The following is a 3061-nucleotide window of genomic DNA, read 5'->3' as shown; positions in this document are numbered from 1 at the left end:
CAAGCCTGGCGATCCTGGCCTACAATATGAAGCGGGCAATCGCTGTTGTGGGCGTGGCTCCGATCCTCAGGGCCATCAGAGCATGAACCGCTCGTCTGTTCTCTAACAACCGGCGAGCCCGCGGCGTCCAAGCGCTGAACGTTCTCACACAGCCTCGGCCCAATAGCGGCTCCTCTCTCGCTGCACGACGCGGTAGAGACGCTAAGGGCAATGTCGATCGCTCATACCTACATGACGCCTCTATTCTGAAGCGTCGATTCCTAGCTTACAGATCGACGATCCACTATCGATGCAGCTTTGGCTGCTGTCGGACAACAGCCGGGTTGTGACGCAGCCACACTGGATGCAGCGCCGCGCCGTACCCCTTGTCAACGGATCGAGTTCGGGTGGCTAAACACGACAACAGCGCTTTGACTAGAGCCAATCGAACGTGGAATTCAAGTATAGTTAGCAAAGCGTAAACCGACAATTTCGCGAGAAACGAGCCCTCAACAGCAATCCGATTTCTGTTGATTTTTCAGGCGCTTATTTCTAGCGGGGTGGATCGTGGCAACAAGCACTTGGCTGGTCCTTTCGTCTTGCCCGCCGGCTCATTCCTAGCGATCCAACGGCAACAACACCCAGAATCTTGGCCGGGCTCCATGGACTTTCGCGGAACGATGCTATCTAATGGGAAGGCTTGGCCTGAAAACCAAGCAGGAAAACGCCCGGCACCAAACCTCTTCGGAATGGCAACGAGCGCTACCTGATGCATCGAGTTGACCAACCCTGGAAGGCCTTGGAAACCGAGGGGTTGGTCAATTCAAACTTCAAAGACATGTCTTTGGAGCTGTTGTCGTTATGCACTAGAGCCCGGCTTTAGTCAAGCGCGTCAGTCTCCAAGGGCGACTGCGAGCGAAAATGAACGACGCAAACGACCTCAACTCCATCGCCATTGTAGCGCCGGCCACATGCCTTTCGCATGAGGACGGGGACCCATCCAACCGCCTCCCGAACGGTTCGACCTCCAATAGCCTTGTTCTATCATCAGTTACCAATCTGAACGACACTATCGGCGTCAGGCGCCGGGCTTTGCCCGCCATTTACTACTTGCCGGCATTGGCTTCCGGAGCGCGGGTTGTGGAGCCCGCGAACGACAACTCTGTCGGAGCCAACAAGCCGTGAAACTCACCTCGCGAATTGGCCGCTCGCTGCTGCCCGTGAAGCCTCCGCCCCCCGCATCGCGAACAGAGGCCTTCTGGAGCCAGGAAGCTACTTTGGTCGAAATCATACCCAGTACGCCCGAAGCACCAGCTCGGCCGAAATGGCCGTTCGATGCCGTGGGCGAGATAGGCTTCGTCTGTGCCCCAGGGATTGCCACTTATTATGAAGGCGCCACGGAGCGTCTTGCGATCATTGCGGAATGGGCTACGCGTCGTCCGTCGTATGTGAAGGCACAGCCTGAAACTGCGATCATTCTGATCGGGGGTAAAAAATACAAGCATTTCCCGGATTTTCTTTTGAAAGACGCTTGGGGCGAGCGCCGAATGGAGGCGAAGTCCCAAACCGCGATGAATGATCCGGTTGAGGTCGCGCGCTTCCGGGCTATCGCCGATTGCTATGAGGCAGCGGGGTATCGGTACGAACTCGCTCCAGCGACGGCCCTTTACGACGGCGCGTTTGCAGATGGCGTAAAGTGGGTTTTCCGCAACCGTCTTCGTTCAGTCAGCGACAAGCGAAGGCGCTCAATTCTCAACAGTCTGCCGAGCGGGACAGCCATATCGGGCGGAGAACTCGCGACCCGCCTGGGCCTTGAGTTCGACGATCATCTGCGACGCGATCTGTGTGCGCTTCATGCCCAAGGGTTTTGCGCAATTGACCTCTATGCCGGCGTGCCTTCCGCAACCACAGCCCTAAGGAAGGGCCCGTCCTCAGTTGCTCCGCCTTGGCTGTCCGCGGGAGAGTTTTGACATGCCGTCCAAACAGGATTCCAAGCCCGAACCGGCCGACCTCCGCGCGCCTTGGCCTGCTGTTGACGATCACAAGCCTTCTGACCGCCTTCCCTTTCGAATGAAGCGGGGTCAAAGGATCCGTGTCGTCGATACGCTGTACCAATTTCGGGAGCAGTACGTTGACGGGCGAGTTGAGCTTCGCGCTGACGGTGCTGCGCCGGTTGCGGTCAGTTGCAACCGCCTGCACCGGCTTTTCGTCGAGGGCCACATAACTCTGCCGCTTTCCGAAGGATACGTCCGAGCGAAAGTCGCGACGGACCTGGACCCGGCGACTGTGCTTGCGAGCGTTTCTGAAAAAAGCCGAACGAAGGCCGAAAAGCGGAAAATCTACCTTGAGCGACTTCGGCAAGAAGACCGAGAGCGCCAAGGTTTAGGCTTGGGTCTGCTGCCCATAAATGGACCGAAGGACGGCACTCCGCCTCAGCTTCCGCAGAGCGGCGAGCGGCCCGCCAATTTGTCGGAACTGATCACGCTTGTTGCCGCCGAGATTGGCGACGTGATGCCACCCGACTGGCGAACCCTGCGCAAACAGGTCTGTCTTGTTCGCGAGGCGGATAAGGTGTGCGAACATCTCCTTTTGGATGGCCGAGCGATCTGCGTTCATCCCGAGCGCCTGGATCCCCACGTTGAGGACATCATCAACGCCAGCATGCTGGACCTGATGTACCAGCCCCTTGGCATCACCGCATCCGACCTTCAGGCCGACATCAATGGACGGATCGACGAGTTTAACGCGAAGAACGGCACAAACCTGAAAGTGCCTTCGCTGTCGACGATCTATGACAGGATCGGCCGGCTGGACGGAGCCGAAGTTGCTGCGTTCACTAAAGGTCGCCATCGTGCTCGCGCGCTCTACCGGTTGGATGGCAAAGGCTCGAGTGCCAGCGAACCACTGGAGTGGGTCGAGTTCGACTGGAAATACACGAACACGTACGTGATCACCGAAGAGTCGGCAGGCTCGGAGAAGCCTCAGCTTGTTGTAGCCCCTTAATTATCGGACGCGATCGCCACCGTAGTTTCGTTTGCTCGTGATGCGATGAACTCGCGCGGGGAACGGTAGCCCAGCGCTC

Annotated in this window: 2 protein-coding genes; both read left to right on the top strand. The window is 58.0% G+C overall.

Going from position 1 to position 3061, the window contains the following annotated elements; all coding sequences use genetic code 11:
• Nucleotides 1-1160: 1160 nt before the first annotated feature.
• Nucleotides 1161-1949 (top strand): hypothetical protein, encoded by a 789-nt coding sequence (locus tag C8P69_RS23690; protein WP_146167454.1) that lies wholly within the window; start codon nt 1161-1163, stop codon nt 1947-1949.
• Nucleotide 1950: 1 nt separating this feature from the next.
• Complete coding sequence (locus tag C8P69_RS23250) at nt 1951-2982, top strand: hypothetical protein (protein WP_146167453.1); 1032 nt, start codon at nt 1951-1953, stop codon at nt 2980-2982.
• The last annotated feature ends 79 nt before the right edge of the window (nt 2983-3061 follow it).

The organism is Phreatobacter oligotrophus, assembly GCF_003046185.1.
In the GTDB taxonomy this organism is placed as follows: Bacteria; Pseudomonadota; Alphaproteobacteria; order Rhizobiales; family Phreatobacteraceae; genus Phreatobacter; species Phreatobacter oligotrophus.
Note: the sequence above shows the minus strand (reverse complement) of the source record. Positions and strands in the feature narration are given on the sequence as shown.